Source organism: Streptomyces sp. NPDC048636, assembly GCF_040650655.1.
Taxonomy (GTDB): domain Bacteria; phylum Actinomycetota; class Actinomycetes; order Streptomycetales; family Streptomycetaceae; genus Streptomyces.
The window spans coordinates 434,844-449,125 of the sequence record NZ_JBEZHR010000006.1 but is presented as its reverse complement, the minus strand read 5'-3'; the positions used below and the strand labels follow the sequence as shown (position 1 = coordinate 449,125).

Genomic DNA, 14,282 nt, shown 5'->3' with positions numbered 1-14,282 from the left:
GCCACCCACACTTCTCTTTCGATGTGCTTGACATTCAAGGACGAAGCCGGCCGGAATTCGACTGTCTCCCAAATGCTAACTATGGAGAACACGAATACAGCCACCCCTCATTTCCCCCCTCACACCCCCTATTCGCAAAATCCACAGCTCAGGCGTGCGGACAGAATCGAGAAGACATCCGGCCCAGCACCTTGAAATCCGCCTGACAGTGCCCTTTGGGGACCTCGGCGACGCGTTTCGACTACTTTTCGGCGCGTGGCATCGCGGCCAGCGTGCCGACGACCGCCCGTTCGGGCACGCCTCGCACCAACTCCGCCCCGTTCGGGCCGTCCAGCACGAATGCCAGACCCTCGGTCACCTTCTTGTCGTGCCGCATCAGGTCCACCAGCCCGGCATCGCCCACGCCGGCCGGCAGGCCGGTCGGCAGGCCGTAGTGGCTGACCACGGCCTCGTGCTCGGCCACCCGATCGGGCGGGATCCGGCCCAGTTCGCCGGCCAACCGGCCCGCGAACACCGTGCCGATCGCGACGGCCTCGCCGTGGCGCACCGCGAAGTCCGTCGCCCGTTCGATCGCGTGCCCCAGGGTGTGGCCGTAGTTCAACAAGTGGCGCAGACCTGCGTCCCGTTCGTCGGCCGCCACCAAGGACGCCTTCAACCGCACGCTGGCCAGGATCCGATCCGGCAGCGGCAGCCCGAGCAGGTCGCCGGCGCCGATGAAGTGGCAGCGGGCGATCTCCCCACAGCCGTTGACCAATTCTCGTGGCGGCAGCGTGTCGAGGAATTCGCTGTCGCACAGCACCGCCGCCGGCTGCCAGAACGCGCCGACCAGGTTCTTGCCGGCGGGCAGGTTGACCGCCGTCTTCCCGCCGACGCTCGCGTCCACCTGGGCCAGCAGCGAGGTTGGCAGGTGGATGACGGTCGTGCCGCGATGGTAGACCGCCGCGGCCAGACCGACCACATCGGTCGTGGTGCCACCGCCGCACGAGACAATCACATCCGACCTGGTCAGACCGAACTCGGCGAACCGCTGGCACAGCCGCTCCACCTCGGCGAGCGTCTTGCGATGCTCCCCGTCCAGGGCTTCGAGTCGCAACGTCGGCCGGCCGCAGTCAGGCACCCAGTCCGGCGGCCGCGCCGACACCACCGCCACCCGGCGCGCGCCGGTGCCGGCGATGATTTCCGGCAGCAACCCGCGCACGCCAGGACCGATGTGCACGTCGTACGAACGGTCACCGAGGTCGACGGCGACACGCTCGGTCGTCCCGTCACGCAAGAGAATCACCCCGGCACAGCGCCAGCAACTCACCGGGCGTGTGCAGGATCGCGTCCGGTTCGGCGGCCAACAGGTCGGCCGGATCGCTCTCGCCCCACAGCGCCGCGACGGCCGTGACACCCGCCGCCCGGGCGCTGGTCAGATCGGTCACCGCGTCGCCGATCATCATCGTCTCGTCCGGGCCGACACCGAGCAGCTCCATCGCCCGCAACACGATGTCCGGCGCGGGCTTGGCGTTCGCCACCTCGTCCGAACCGAGCACGTGCTCGAACAGTGCCAGCACGCCGAGCCCGTCCAGCAGGGACCTGGCCCGCGGCCCGCTCTTGCCGGTTGCCACCGCCAGGCCGAACCTGCCGGCCCGCAATGAGCGCAGCAGGTCCGGCACGCCGTCGAACATCCGGACCTGGTCGGCCAGCCGGTAGCTCTCCCGCACGAACGGCTCCTGCATCGCCAACGGCAACCCCATGATCCGCATGATGTCCGGGAAGTAGCGTCCGAGGTGCTTGCTGTACTCGGCGAACGGCGGCTCGCCGGGACCGACCACCTCGCGGTAGGCCACCGTGAACGCCTGCCGCATCACGCCGAAGCTGTCCACCAGCACGCCGTCCAGGTCGAACACGATCGCCTTGGTGGGCAACGGAGTCAGGCCACCGCGCATGACGACCTGCCCTGTGCCGATGCGTAGACACGTTCGATCACACGCACCGTCCAGCGCGCGTCGTCCATGGCCCGGCCCCTGCTCGCCGGATCCGCGAGGAGCGGGGTCAGCGCGGCCACCTGACGGTCGTACTCGGCGCCGATGGGCTCCGCCGCGAACGGCACAGCGCTGGTCGCGCCGTCCCGGGTCAACGTCAGCACCGGATCGCCGATCCGATGCGGGCTGAAGCCGAAGGTGCAGGTCAACGTAGCCGTGCCGGCGTGCCCGTGCAGCTCGATCACGGTCACGTCATGGGTTGCGTGGGACGCCCAGCTCGCGTGCAGCGCGACCGACATGCCGTCGGCGGTGACCAGGAAGCCGCGCACAGTGTCCTCGACGTCCGCGGTCGCGTCCGTGGCGGCCCCGTTCTTCCAGGCCGCCTGCGCCGACCGCCGGTCCACGAAGTCCCGGCCGATCGTGCCCACCACGTCGTCGAACGCCACGGGGCCCAGCACGGCCAGCAGCACGTCGAGCAGATGCCAGCCGAGATCGACCAGCGCACCGCCGCCGGACAGATCCCGCCGGGTGAACCACCCGGTGCCGGGCACTCCGCTGGCGCGCACCCAGTCCAGGCGGACGTGCCGAATCGGGCCGATGTCCGCCGCCACCCGGCTCAGCGCCAGCACGTCCAAGCGATGCCGGGCGGCGCTGCCGGCGATCAGCACGGCGCCGCCTTCCTTTTCTGCCGACGCCAACTCCTCGGCCTCCGTCCCGGTCAGACACACCGGCTTCTCCAGGAAGACGGCGATGCCGCGGCGCAGCAACGTGGCTGCCACCGTGCAGTGAGCGTGGTTGGGCACCGCGACGATCGCCAGGTCGACGTCGGTGGCGGACAAGTCGTCGTGGCGGTCCAGCACCGTTGCGACGCCTTCGCCCTCGGCCGCCGCGCGTGCCGCCGCATCCGGGTCCACGACCGCTGTCACTGCCAGGTCCGGCTGCTGTCGCAGTCGCGGCAACCAGATCGAGCGGGCCGCCCAGCCAAAGCCGACCATCGCGAGCCGGAGCCTCACAATGCCGCCAAGACATCGGAGACGACATCGGCGATGGCGTGCATGTGCTTCTCCTCGCCGAGCAGGGTCCGGTGATGCAGCCAGACGCAGTCGGCCGACAACGCCTCGCTGTTCGGGCACCGACGGGCAATCGCCTCGACCGACTCGTCGGGCGCTCCGGTCTCCCAGAACGCCTTGGTGCGATGGATCGCCCGGAACGCCGCGAAGGCCGGCAGGCCGCGAGCGACGAGCGCGTCGACCAGTGCGTTGCGCCGCTGCTCGGGGATGCCAGGAACCCGGAACATGGCCATGTAGTGCGGGTTTCGGGTGCATCGGTCGTCGGTGGCCTGCGGCAGCACGCCCGGAATCCGCGCGAGCTGCTCGGCCAACACCGGCCAGCGCCGCACACGGGTGTCGATCTGGCCACCGAGGCGGGCCAACTGGGCGCGCAGCACGCTCGCGGAGAACTCGTTCATCCGGAAATTCGAGCCCGAGGTCTGATGCTGGTAGGTGCGGTCCGTGCGGGGACGGCCACAGCTGTGCCGGAGAAACGCCATCTCGTACTGCTCGGCGTCCGGGAAGGTAACCGCGCCGCCCTCACCTGCGGTCATCAGCTTGCCGTTCTGGAAGCTGAACGCCGCTATCGCTCCCAGCTCTGACACACCCTGGTTGCGCCACCGCGCACCGTGCGCATGCGCCGCGTCGTGCAGCAGCGGCACGCCGGAGTCCGCCGACAACCTGCCGAGGGCGTCCATGTCGCACATCTGGCCGGCCATGTGCACTGGCATGATCGCCGCGGTGCGCGGTGTGATCGCCGCCTCCACCGCCCCCGGATCCAGGCAGTAGTTGCCCAGGTCGACGTCGACCGGAACGGCCACCGCGCCCAGTCGCTGCGCGGCCTGCGACGACGAGATGAAGGTGAACGCCGGCACGATGACCTCCGTGCCGGGGCCGACGCCGAGCACCTGCAGTGCCAGTTCCAGGGCATGCGTGCCGGTCGTCACGGCCAGCGCGTGCGGGGCGCCGTGGAAGTCGGCGAACTCGCGCTCAAACTCGTCCACCTCACTGCCGCCGATACGCCACCACTGCCCCTGCTCCAGGGCACGCACAAGCCCAGCGCGTTCGGTGTCGTCGTACTGCGGCCACGCCGGAAAATTCAGGTCGAGCCCATTGTCCAGCATTGTTCGCCAGCCCTCCTTTAGCGATTCTCGGCTCGCACGATAACCAGGACGAAGACATCTCGTCATGCCCCCTTAGCCACACCCGTACGACCCCCTATGCGATGCGGGCCAGACAATTTCTGGACAGCCGGGTGATACGTTCACCACGTGCGCGAATTACTTCTGCTCAACGGCCCCAACCTGGGCATTCTCGGCCGCCGGGAGCCCGAGGTGTACGGCACGGACACGCTGACCGACATCGAGGACGCGGTGGCCGAGGTCGTTACCGGGCGCGGTTGGAAGGTGCGTTCGCACCAGTACGACTCCGAGGGCGATCTGGTGCGGACCATCAACGAGAATCCGGACACGGTTGGTGCCGTTGTCAATCCGGGGGCATTGATGATGGCCGGCTGGAGCCTGCGGGACGCACTGGCCGCATATCCACGACCATGGATCGAGGTGCACATCTCGAATGTGTGGGCGCGCGAACAGTTCCGGCACGTGTCGGTGATCGGGCCGGTGGCATCCGGCGTGATCTTCGGGCTGGGCACTCTGGGCTACCGGCTGGCCGCGCACGCGCTGCTCGGCCTGGTCGCCGACTGACTCCGATGCCGGACCGGAACGTGGACGCCGACGTGGTGATCGTCGGCTACGGACCGATCGGCCAGACCCTGGCGCTCCTACTGGCCGACGCCGGCTGGCGGGTGGTCGTGCTGGAGCGGCAGCGCCAGCCCTACCCGTTGCCTCGCGCCACCAGCTTCGACGGGGAGACCGCGCGCTGCTTCGCCCGCGCCGGAGTTGGCGCGGCCTTCAGCCGGATCGGCGAAGCCGCCGACGGCTACGACTGGCGCAACGCCGACGGTCGTACCCTGATCGGCATCGACTTCGCGGGCACCGGCCGATACAGCTGGCCCGACATCACCACCATGCACCAGCCGACGCTGGAGGCCGTGCTACGCGACCGTGCCGCCTCGCTGCCCGGCATCGAGGTCCGGACGGGATGCACCGTCACCGACGTCACCGAAAACGGCGAGGTCACCTATACCGAGGCCGACGGAACCGCCACCGTCATCGGCTCCTGGGTCGTCGGGTGCGACGGCGCCAACAGCACCGTACGGCGGCGGATGGGAGTCGGCGTCACCGACCTCGGCTTCTCCTACGACTGGTTGCTCTGCGATGTCGTCCTCGCCGAACAGCGCAGGTTCTCCCCCACCAACATGCAGATCTGCGACCCCGCTCGCCCCACCACCGTCGTCGCCAGCGGGCCCGGCCGGCGGCGGTGGGAGTTCATGCGGTTGCCCGGGGAGAGCATCGACGACCTCGACCGTGCCGAGACCGCCTGGCGACTGTTGAGGGCCTTCGACGTCCGACCGGACAACGCCGCCCTGGAACGCCAGGCCGTATACCGATTCCGAGCGTCATGGGCAGACCAATGGCACCGTGGCCGCGTGCTGCTCGCCGGCGACGCCGCCCATTCCATGCCGCCGTTCACCGGGCAGGGTATGTGCTCCGGTATCCGGGACGTCGTGAACCTGACGTGGAAGCTCGACCTGGTTCTCCGCGGCCTCGCCTCCGACTCGCTGCTGGACGCCTACGCGGAGGAACGACTTCCACATGTCCGCGAGACCGTTCAGACCGCCGTCACCCTCGGACGCATCGTCTGTGTCACCGAGGAGACTGCCTCCGCTCACCGCGATGCCACCCTTTCCCCCGGGTCCCGGTCCGGCGCACCGCCTCCGATTCCCCTCCGCACCGGTGTACTCCATCGCGTGCTCAGCGGCGCTTCTCCACCACCGGTTGGTGAGCCGGTGCCTCAGGGCCGTGTCACTGTCGGCGCTGTCACTGACTTGTTCGACGAGGTCATGGGATATGGCTTCGTTCTCCTCAGCACCGCCGACCCGATCTCGGCACTCAGCGACGCTGACCGCAAGTTCCTCACCGCAATCAATGCCCGCATCGTCGTGCTCGCGCCTCCCGGCACGGATTCCACCAGCCCAGTCGACACCGATGGAACCTATTACACCTATCTGCGGTCGATCAAAGCTCGCGCCCTCCTCATCCGCCCCGACCACATCGTTTTCGGCGCCGCTCGCACTGTCTCCCAGATACCCGGGATCATCGACCAACTGCGAAATCTTCTTCGCCTCGTCACGACCTGATCCCCGGGGTGAACTCCTGGCAGCCCGGTGACGAGGTCGTCGCCCACTGCCTGTCGGTGGATCTGGAGTCCTCCGACGGTCACAACGACACCCTGCTCGATCCTGAGCAGCGCATCTGGGGTTTCGAGACCAACTTCGGTGGCGCTGGTGAAGTCCAACCAGCTGATGCCCAAGCCCGGACACCTCAGCTGGGAGGAGGCCGCCGCGACCGGCCTGGTCAACTCCACCGCCTACCGGCAGTTGGTCTCCCGCAACTGCGCCGGGATGAAGCAGGGCGACAGCGTGCTGATCTGGGGCGCCAGCGGCGGCTTGGGTTCCTACGCCACCCAGTTGGCGCCTGTCGGTGGCGCCACCCCCTTCTGCGTCGTCTCCAGCGAACGCAAGGCCGCCGTCTGCCGCAGCATGGGCGCCGAGCTGATCATCGACCGATCGGCCGAGGACTACCGCTTCTGGAAGGACGCCCATACCCAGAACCCCGGTGAGTGGAGGCGTTTGGGCAAGCGCATCCGTGAACTGACCGGCGGCGAGGATGTCGACATCGTGTTCGAGCATCCCGGCCGGGAGACCTTCGGCGCCTCTGTTTACGTTGCCCGCAAGGGCGGGACCATCGTCACCTGCGCCGCCACCTCCGGCTACGAGCACACCTACGACAACCGCTACCTTTGGATGTCGCTGACGCGGATCATCGGCTCCCACTTCGCCAACTACCGCGAGGCAACCGGCTCATCGCCAAGGGCAGGATCCACCCCACTCTCTCCAAGGTCTACCCTCTCGAAGACACAGGCCAGGCCACCTACGACGTCCACCGCGGCCTCCACCAGGGTAAGGTCGGCGTCCTCTGCCTGGCCCCCGAGGAGGGCCTGGGCGTGCGCGACGAGGAGATGCGTTCCCGGCACATCGACGCCATCAACCGCTTCCGGGTCCCCAGTGACCAGCAGGGGTGACACAACACCTCGCCACGAGCGGCATGGACGACGGCCGTCGGCAGGCATCGCACCAGCGCCGTCGTTTCCCGGGTACGCGCGAAACGAACGCAGAGTTGCAGCACCACCGGGGCGCTCAGCGGATGGACACCGAGTTGCGCACCCGGCACCAGCCGTTTTCCCAACAGCCCTTGAAGCAGCGCCCGTCATTGCTTCGGGGCCGGTACATCAGAGTGGGTCTCACGCTCCGAACCTGCGAACGCGACACCTGCCGGTTCCCCGACGGTGGGGAAGCACCTCCGCCAGCATGCAGCCTTGTCGCGGGGGCTCTCCACCCGTGCACATGGCTGGGCGCGGCGCCGTGCGTCACCAGGACGCCATTCCCGGCAAAACTGGCTGCGCCCACCGGCATCGTCATGTGGGCGGCGTCGATGCGGCAACCGTACGTGATCGTCGACGTCCAGCCTTCGGACCCCACCTCGGGGATCCTGGTGGTCGCCATCGAGAACATCGGCCAAACCTAGCCCGTAACGTGGGTATCTCCTGCGACCCGCCCCTGACCAGCTCAACCCCCGTTCCGAACATCAACTAGCACCCCCTCCGGCACCACAATCCCACTACACTGAGTTTCTCAGTACCGTCGGCGGAATTCCCGTGGGGTCACGCCGTACGTTCTGCGGAAGGTCCGGCTGAAGTCGGAGCCACAAGAGAAGCCGCAGCGCGCCGCGAGGGCATAGATGGGGGTGTCGTTCAAGGCCGGGTCGGCGAGATCACGGCGTACGCGCTCCAGGCGCCGACGGCGAATCCAGGCGGCGAGTGTCTCCTCCTCGTGCTGGAAGAGGCGGTGCAGATAGCTGAGGGAGATGTGGTGCGCTTCAGCGATGGAACGCGGTGAGAGCTCGGGATCGTCCAGGTTTTCCTCGATGAAGGCCCGGATCCGCAAGCTCAGAGTCCGCCGGCGGCTCTCCAGCGGCAGGGAGGTTCCCCGGTCCAGGACATGGGCCAACAGAGCTGATAGCAGGTCAACGATGATCGAACCCAACCGGGGACCGTCCGCCGGCCCGTACGGTCCCGTGTCCTTCGCCAACTGACCCAGCAGCTGGGCCAGTAAGCTTCCGTAGCCGTCGTCTCCCGGCAAGCGTCGGGTGAGCAGCAGGTCCGCCTTCTCCTTGCGCAGGGGCACCACTTTCCTCGGCACCTCCAGACCCACCGCGTGCAAGCGGCTCGTGACGCAGTGGAACGGCTGCGAGGTATCCACCATGTGCATCTCGCCGGGTCCGTGGACGGCTTCCCGGCCAGCCTGCGTGACGCTGACCGAACCGGTGATCGGGAAGCTGAAGTGGTAGTACTCCGGGTCGGACTGTCGGATAAGGCGGGGCGTTCTCCGCCAGCTCATGGGCGCCACGATCGATGGCAACACGGTGACGGGCCCGAGTTCCAACACCCGTGTCTCCGCCTGGAATTGCGCCGCACGTTCGCTGTTCAGATCCATCAGGCACAGGGTTTTCGACATCAGGTCCCACCAGTAGTCGAACCTGTCCGCCGGGTCCACGTCGCCAGTGCGGAACACCGTCACTCCCTGCACGAGCCCCTCCTCGCCACGCCCCGTTCCGACTGTCGTAAGTCAGAAGGCTGACACGGCCGCCTCCACGGTTCGCGGCGGATCGCCTCCCCGCTCGCGGGATGACCGAAAGTCGCCCCCATCCACGGTCAATTGCATCGACACCATACTTGTCGGGGCCGCGGGCCACCCACCACGAGACCCTCTCTCCTTCAGTTCTCAATCCACACCGACAGCACCGCCTTCTGCTCGGCACGGCCTGGCCGGACGGCGGCCGTCGCCGACCTGACGCAACGTTCCAGGGAGCGGCGGTGGGCATCTGGTTGAAGAACGCTCACAACAGGCCATGGCCAGCTGACCTCCCCGCAGAGCTCCGAGCGCGATCGGTCGGTACTCGAGAGCCTCATCGACAATCTGCTCCGCAGACTCGCGCTCAAGGTTGTCCGAGGGCTGGGAGACCAGGTCACTCACCCAGAGATGCGACACGTTCGCCTCCGGGAGCCGCAGAGAGCAGTCGCTCTTCGGGGCAGCCATCAGGAGTCTGCGACCGATCTCAACGAGTTCGTCCCGGGTGATGTCCGCAACCACTGGGCGAGCCGGCCTGGTCGCCTCCCCCGCGAACTCCTCCAGACTCCTGCTTCCTCCGTCGTACTCAGCGAAATCGAGCGCCACGTAGTCGTGACCGGTCATCGCGTTGACGCCGCGATCACCTCGCCCGCCGCCTCCGGGCCGACTTCCAACAGATCAGCGATCCGCTGAACCTCAGCACACAGCTCGCTCAGCCGCTGCCGACTCACGGGCGGGGGCAACAACTCCGGTCTCAGGTCTACAGCCGAAGATGTCAGAGGTAGGGCACAGGCCGGGCAAGGACGATTCGCTGTCACGCCCGCGCCTTCGGCCGTTCGGCTCAGCTCAGCGTGTCCATCAGGGCGGTGACCTAGGCATTCAGTCGCTCCGCCACGGCTCGCGTCGTGAGGTCTGTCCTTCCCGCTTTCCGCCACGGCTGAGACACCGACCGCACTTCTTCTGAGCACGCCAGTGCGTCCCGCACCTGCCAGTACAGCCGCTCGCTCGCGGCCGAGGCGAGCACCCCGCCGGCCTCCTCATACGCTTCGGCGCCCCGCAGACCCCATGCCGGGCCGTGCAGCAGCGCGAGATTGGTCGAGCAGTGCGCCACATCGAGATCCGCCGGGCCCCAGGAGGTCGCTGCCCAGTCGACAACGCCGGTGACCCGGGCACCTGCCGGCCATGGGGCCGCACGTCGAACAGCACGTTGCCGAGGTGGAAGTCCCGGTGCAGGAATCGCCCTTCATAAGGCGGGGCGGGTTTACGGATCGCCTCGATCGCCGCGGTCCATGCCGCCGCGTCGGCGCCCTTCGGAGTCACGACGGTGTCGGCGGTCGTCCACGCCACATACTCCCGGGGCCGCTCGGCGGGTCGCACCGCGTGGATCGGCTCTCCCACTCTCAGCGGGAACCACCGACCTGGACGGCCCTGTGCTCGTGCAACTCCGGCCGGAGTTGCACGAGCACAGGGCCGTCTTCGCGGAACTCAGTTGGCTATGCCTACGGGGTGCACCTGGATCTTCTCGTCATACGGGCCGGCCAGCTTCAGCGCCTCCGCAGGCCACTTCAGGGACACGCTGTGGGTCTCGTTCGGCGGCGTCACGATGATGTCGGTCGGGGACGCCTGGCTGTCGCCACTGGAGTCGACCTTGTACGAGATGCTGAAGGTGGCGGTGTCACCGGACTTCAGGTCGGTGATGCGGGGCTGCTCACCGCCGCGGTGGACGGGGGCGGACGTGCCATCACCGTCCTTCAAGTCGACGCCCGCGAAGCCCGTCGCCGAGCAGGTCTTCGCACCCTTGTTGGTCATCTGAACGGTGACCTCACCCGTCTGCTGGTCGGGCGAACTGTCCACGGCCTCCATCATCAGATCGTCCGTGCGGCAGAACTTGCCCTTCCCTCCACCCTTCGACGCACCGTTCCCGGAACCCGACTTGGCGTTGTCCGGCTGGCCATCGCTGCCCTGCGCTCCGGCAGAGGAACCCGCGCTGCTGGCCCCGGCCGCGGGCTTCGAGGCGGTGTCGTCCGAGTTGTTGCAGGCGGTCAGGGAAAGGCCGGCGGCTGCGATGAGTGCCGCGGTGGCGACGCGCAGGCTGCGGCGGCGGGCGGTGCGGATCGTGGTGCTGGAGCTCATTTCGGATTCCCCCCGGGGATGGTCTGTGTCGTTGTCTCCTCGGTACGTCACCCACTCTGGCCGAGGCCACTATCGCCACACTGCCGCGCCACTAACACCCGGCTAAGAGGGTGGCTCACGTGGCAGGTTTCGCGAGCTTCTTGTAGCAGGGCAGGGCGGCGGCCATGGCCGGACCTCGGCTCTGCCAGTCGTTGCGGACCACGTACGGGATCTTGAGACCACGAGCAGCCCATGGCAGGCTCATGCCGCATGATCGATGAATTCGCGAAAGACAACCTGCACAGGAGACTGCGGCGGGACCGCAAGGCGCTGCTCTGGAAACTCGACGGCTTGTCCGAATACGACGCCCGCCGACCTTTGACAGCGACCGGGACCAACCTCCTCGGCCTGGTCAAACACGTGGCCACCGTCGAGGCCAGGTACTTCGGCGAGGTCTTCGATCGCCCTTCCCCGGAACCGCTGCCCCGGTGGCAGGACTACACGGGCAACGATCTGTGGGCGACCGAGGACGAGACCCGCGATCAGGTCATCGGGTTCTACCGGCGCACGTGGGAACACTCGGACGCGACGATCAACGAGCTTCCCCTCGACGCCCCCGGCCACGTGCCGTGGTGGCCGGAGCCTTCTCCCAACACGAACCTGTTCGCCATCATGGTCCATGTCCTCGGCGAGTCCATCCGGCATGCGGGGCACGCCGATATCCTGCGCGAGGGCCTCGACGGCCGGACCGGGGTGCGCGCCGAAAACGAGATGCAGATCGACGAGGAAGCCCGTGCAGCCTACTGCGCGAAGATCGAGCAGGCCGCCAGCTCGGCCGCGCCGATCAAGGCTTAGAGGTTGTCTCACATGACTTGATGTTCGTGCGGCATGATGCCGGTCGTGGGTGCTGATCCATCGAAGCGGCTGGTTCCTGATGAACTCCAGGAGCTGGCCGCCCCGTTGCCGCCGTCGGTCGGCCTGTGGCGTCGGCTGCACCGGGCGGTGCGCTGACCGGGCCGAACCGGTCGATCGCGGCAAGAAGGGCAGCAGGCTACACGTGCTGTCCGACGCCCGGGGCACCCCGCGCGCCGTCGCCGTGTCCGGCGCGAACATGCACGACAGCCTCGCCCTCAAACCGATCATCCGCGGCATACCCGCCGTCCCCGGGGACCACGGCGGCGCCGACCCTTCGAACTCCGCGCGGACCAGGCGCCTTCTCCGCCGAACACCTGGCCCGGCTGCGCGAGGGCGGGCTCGTCGCGCGCAACGCCCGTCCCCAGCATCGAGTCCGGCGAACGCCTCGGTCGGCACCGCTGGAAGATCGAACGGTCGATCGCCTGACTGTCTTCGGGTACCGCCACCTCACCGTCCGATACGAACGAAACGGCTCGCACTTCCTCGCCCTCCTCGGCCTGGCCACCGCCCTGACCTGCTACAAGAAGCTCGCGAAACTTGCCACGTGAGACAACCACCAAGACGGCTGACACCCGGTTAAGAGGCCCGGCGTTTGGGCTCCACACCAACGCTCCCTTCCGCGGCTGTCGGTGCGGTGTCAGGCCAGCACTTCCCGAAGCCAGGACTTTTCCGCGCGGCTGGTGGCACGGGCGATGGTGAGCATGCCGCGGCGGTAGGGATCGTTGGTGTCGTCGGCACTCAGTGGTCGGTCACCGTCGTGGAAGAAGCTCGCGGGCTGCTCCAGGAATTCCAGCCGACGGCGCAGTACCGCGTGCTGGTCGGCGGCGTCGGGCAGGCAGGAGAGGAAGGCCAGGACCGTGAAGAAGCGGGTGCTGTCGCTGATGTCCAGGCCGTTGGCATCCCGCAGTCGGCGCAGCAGCTCGCGGCGGCCGGTGTCGGTCAGACTCAGGGTGTGCCGCTGAGCGGCCGAGGCGCCCGGTTCGGTCCGCCGGTCGAGCAGCCCGGCATTGACCAGCCGGTTGATTGCCGGGTAGAGGCTGCCGTCACTGACCGGCCGGGCATGGCCGGACAAGTGGGCTATCCGGTGGCGCAGTTGATAGCCGTGCAGCGGCCCCTCGGCCAGGAATCCCAGGATCGCGAGTTCGAGCATGCTGCTACTCTCGCACATCGAACCGAGGTACCTCGAATCGATACAGGAGGCGGGGATGACGTACACCGAGGAATGGGTGACCGCGCGGGCGCACCACGCTTACGAGTGCGGCCGGGCATCGTTCGCCATTCGGCCCGAACGGGCGGCGCTGCTGGTCATCGACATGCAAGACGAATTCGTCCGGCCCGGCTGGAGCCCCTACTGGGTGCCCGCGGCCACCCGGATGGCGCCCCGGCTCCGCCAACTGGTCGAAGAATGCCGAGCGGTCTCCGTCCCGGTGATCTGGACCATCTTCGACGACACCCATCTCGGACTCGACCGGCCGCGCGCCCTGCGGTTCCTCCCGCACGCCGACACCGACTGGCGCCGGCCGAACCCCGCCGAGGTGTGGGCGCCCATGGGCCGCCGCCCCGACGAGGCCGTGATCCGCAAGCCCTCCTACGGAGCGTTCTACGACACCCCGCTCGACACGATGCTGCGCAACCTCGACTGCGACACGGTCATCGTCACGGGAACGCTCACCAACTACTGCTGCGGCACCACGGCCCGGCAGGCATACGAACGCGGCTACAAGGTCGTCTTCGGATCCGACGTCACGGCCACCGATGAAGAGTCCCGGCAAGAACCGGAACTCGCCGTCCTGCGCAAGGGCTTCGCACGCGTACTGACCGCCGGCGAGATCATCGATCAACTGGCCGCGGCAATCCCGGCGTCACAGGGCGAGGAACGGGCGAACGTGGTCTGATGCCGCACCGGCGGCAGTCTGGTGACCAACGCGGCCCTTGTGACTGGTCGAGGTAGTTGTCACCAGGCGCGCTCTACGACCTGCGTGTTCGCCCCCTCTTGGTCGCGCCGACTGTCACCAGTTGGCCGATGAGTGCCCAGCGGCGCCAGGTTCCTCCGGCCTCGGTGGCGAGCCGGGTGATGGTCTCGTCGTGGTGGCCGAGCATGCGGGCGACCACAGGTGCGGGGGTGTCATCGGCGTCCTGGAGGTCGACGAACAGGACCATGACGAAGGACGCGGAAGCGGTGTTCACCATGGGGCCGGCGGGACGAAGATGAACACCCGTTGGACACAGGGGATGGTGGTCCATGCGGCCGGGGAACACGATGAGGGCGAGTGGGTCCGACGGTCTGCCGCGACGGTCGTGGCGCCGGCCGGCCGCACGCACCTGACGGGTAGTGCCCGCCCGCGGCGGGGCCCGGCCCGCGCGGGCCCCCCCCCCCGGGGGAGGCGCACCCGGGGGGGTGGCCCGAGGCCGAGGCGTCGCGCGTGG

The 14,282-nt window shown here is 68.1% G+C and carries 13 protein-coding genes and 4 pseudogenes; 7 read left to right on the top strand and 10 right to left on the bottom strand.

What is annotated here, in order from left to right:
• Positions 1-241: 241 nt before the first annotated feature.
• The 4 genes from AB0C66_RS19745 to AB0C66_RS19730 are packed head-to-tail and all read right to left on the bottom strand — an operon-like array spanning position 242 to position 4,140.
• The gene (locus tag AB0C66_RS19745; RefSeq protein ID WP_362439785.1) at positions 242-1,282 is read right to left on the bottom strand and encodes a 3-dehydroquinate synthase family protein; all 1,041 of its coding nucleotides are present in this window, start codon (positions 1,280-1,282) and stop codon (positions 242-244) included.
• Complete coding sequence (locus AB0C66_RS19740) at positions 1,266-1,910, bottom strand: HAD-IA family hydrolase (protein ID WP_362439782.1); 645 nt, start codon at positions 1,908-1,910, stop codon at positions 1,266-1,268. The genes AB0C66_RS19745 and AB0C66_RS19740 overlap by 17 nt, the downstream gene beginning before the upstream one ends.
• A gap of 5 nt (positions 1,911-1,915) precedes the next feature.
• Positions 1,916-2,980, bottom strand: a complete 1,065-nt coding sequence (locus AB0C66_RS19735) for a Gfo/Idh/MocA family oxidoreductase (RefSeq protein ID WP_362439779.1) — start codon at positions 2,978-2,980, stop codon at positions 1,916-1,918.
• The gene (locus AB0C66_RS19730) at positions 2,977-4,140 is read right to left on the bottom strand and encodes a DegT/DnrJ/EryC1/StrS family aminotransferase (protein WP_362439776.1); all 1,164 of its coding nucleotides are present in this window, start codon (positions 4,138-4,140) and stop codon (positions 2,977-2,979) included. The genes AB0C66_RS19735 and AB0C66_RS19730 overlap by 4 nt, the downstream gene beginning before the upstream one ends.
• 147 nt (positions 4,141-4,287) lie before the next feature.
• On the opposite strand from AB0C66_RS19730, the gene AB0C66_RS19725 reads away from it, so the two are divergent.
• From AB0C66_RS19725 to ccrA, 3 genes and pseudogenes are all read left to right on the top strand, one after another.
• Positions 4,288-4,722 (top strand): type II 3-dehydroquinate dehydratase, encoded by a 435-nt coding sequence (locus AB0C66_RS19725; RefSeq protein WP_362439773.1) that lies wholly within the window; start codon positions 4,288-4,290, stop codon positions 4,720-4,722.
• 20 nt (positions 4,723-4,742) lie between these two features.
• Positions 4,743-6,278 (top strand): bifunctional 3-(3-hydroxy-phenyl)propionate/3-hydroxycinnamic acid hydroxylase, encoded by a 1,536-nt coding sequence (locus tag AB0C66_RS19720; RefSeq protein ID WP_362439770.1) that lies wholly within the window; start codon positions 4,743-4,745, stop codon positions 6,276-6,278.
• A gap of 2 nt (positions 6,279-6,280) precedes the next feature.
• A pseudogene (gene ccrA / locus AB0C66_RS19715) lies at positions 6,281-7,222 on the top strand (crotonyl-CoA carboxylase/reductase); the annotation flags it as partial.
• 610 nt (positions 7,223-7,832) lie between these two features.
• Here the strand turns inward: ccrA and AB0C66_RS19710 are convergent.
• The 4 genes and pseudogenes from AB0C66_RS19710 to AB0C66_RS19695 all read right to left on the bottom strand — a co-directional run bounded on the left by AB0C66_RS19710 (position 7,833) and on the right by AB0C66_RS19695 (position 11,205).
• Positions 7,833-8,786: a helix-turn-helix domain-containing protein gene (locus AB0C66_RS19710; protein ID WP_362439767.1), complete on the bottom strand. Its 954-nt coding sequence runs from the start codon at positions 8,784-8,786 to the stop codon at positions 7,833-7,835.
• Between the two features lie 913 nt (positions 8,787-9,699).
• A pseudogene (locus tag AB0C66_RS19705) lies at positions 9,700-10,214 on the bottom strand (phosphotransferase); the annotation flags it as partial.
• A 99-nt stretch (positions 10,215-10,313) separates the two neighbouring features.
• Positions 10,314-10,961, bottom strand: a complete 648-nt coding sequence (locus AB0C66_RS19700) for a DUF4232 domain-containing protein (protein WP_362439765.1) — start codon at positions 10,959-10,961, stop codon at positions 10,314-10,316.
• A 115-nt stretch (positions 10,962-11,076) separates the two neighbouring features.
• Positions 11,077-11,205 carry a hypothetical protein gene (locus tag AB0C66_RS19695; protein ID WP_362439763.1) on the bottom strand — a complete coding sequence of 43 codons (129 nt, stop codon included), beginning with the start codon at positions 11,203-11,205 and terminating at the stop codon, positions 11,077-11,079.
• A 5-nt stretch (positions 11,206-11,210) separates the two neighbouring features.
• Here AB0C66_RS19695 and AB0C66_RS19690 point away from each other — a divergent pair, with 5 nt between their 5' ends.
• The 3 genes and pseudogenes from AB0C66_RS19690 to AB0C66_RS19680 form a co-directional block, all read left to right on the top strand.
• Positions 11,211-11,795 (top strand): DinB family protein, encoded by a 585-nt coding sequence (locus tag AB0C66_RS19690; RefSeq protein ID WP_362439761.1) that lies wholly within the window; start codon positions 11,211-11,213, stop codon positions 11,793-11,795.
• Between the two features lie 166 nt (positions 11,796-11,961).
• Positions 11,962-12,090 (top strand): annotated as a pseudogene (locus tag AB0C66_RS19685) (IS5/IS1182 family transposase); the annotation flags it as partial.
• A gap of 131 nt (positions 12,091-12,221) precedes the next feature.
• Positions 12,222-12,403, top strand: a pseudogene (locus tag AB0C66_RS19680) (transposase); the annotation flags it as partial.
• Between the two features lie 89 nt (positions 12,404-12,492).
• Here AB0C66_RS19680 and AB0C66_RS19675 read toward each other — a convergent pair.
• On the bottom strand, positions 12,493-13,005 hold the full coding sequence (locus AB0C66_RS19675; RefSeq protein WP_362439758.1) for a PadR family transcriptional regulator: 513 nt from the start codon (positions 13,003-13,005) through the stop codon (positions 12,493-12,495).
• Positions 13,006-13,060: 55 nt separating this feature from the next.
• Between AB0C66_RS19675 and AB0C66_RS19670 the strand changes: the two genes are divergently transcribed.
• Positions 13,061-13,750 (top strand): isochorismatase family cysteine hydrolase, encoded by a 690-nt coding sequence (locus tag AB0C66_RS19670; RefSeq protein WP_362439755.1) that lies wholly within the window; start codon positions 13,061-13,063, stop codon positions 13,748-13,750.
• Between the two features lie 73 nt (positions 13,751-13,823).
• Here AB0C66_RS19670 and AB0C66_RS19665 read toward each other — a convergent pair whose 3' ends face one another.
• Complete coding sequence (locus tag AB0C66_RS19665) at positions 13,824-14,045, bottom strand: hypothetical protein (RefSeq protein ID WP_362439753.1); 222 nt, start codon at positions 14,043-14,045, stop codon at positions 13,824-13,826.
• Positions 14,046-14,282 lie beyond the last annotated feature (237 nt).